This is a genomic window from Nonomuraea zeae (assembly GCF_005889725.1).
GTDB lineage: Bacteria > Actinomycetota > Actinomycetes > Streptosporangiales > Streptosporangiaceae > Nonomuraea > Nonomuraea zeae.
In genome coordinates, this window is the sequence record NZ_VCKX01000748.1 from 1 (window position 1) to 531 (window position 531).

The window sequence follows — 531 nt, forward strand, 5'->3', positions numbered from 1 at the left end:
GGGTGGTCCTGGGCGGTGGGATGCTGAAGGGCATGGATGCGATGCGCGTCGTGGCGGCCGCGATCGTCGACGAGGGCCGGTTGCTGGTCGTGAGCAAGAAGGCCGCTCCCGGCGTGTTCTACCTTCCGGGAGGCAAGCCCGAGCCGGGGGAGCCGGCCGAGGAGACGCTGGCCAGGGAGCTGTCGGAGGAGCTGGGGGCGCGCCCGCTCGACGCGGAGCTGCTGGGGCATGTCGAGGACGTGGCGGCGCTTGAGGGCGTGCCGATGCGCATGACCGTCTACACCGCGAGGCTGGATCGCGGCCCCAGTCCGGACGCGGAGCTGGCCGCGCTGGGCTGGACCGATGGGCGGGACGAGTTCGAGCCCCGCCTGGCGCCGGCGGTGCGCGACCAGGTGGTCCCGCTGCTCGTCCGTGCTGGGGTGCTTTGAGCGCGATTGCCGGAAAGGCGAGAGGGTGGGAGGGCTCCCAACGCGACGCCGACGGACGGGCCGGTTGGGGACGGACCGGGCGGATGGGCCTCGGCGGAGGGGC

At 73.8% G+C, this 531-nt stretch carries 1 protein-coding gene; it reads left to right on the forward strand.

Going from position 1 to position 531, the window contains the following annotated elements; translation table 11 throughout:
- The coding region (locus ETD85_RS62730) for an NUDIX hydrolase (RefSeq protein WP_206059671.1) at positions 1–428 on the forward strand (428 nt) is incomplete at its 5' end.
- Positions 429–531: the final 103 nt, after the last annotated feature.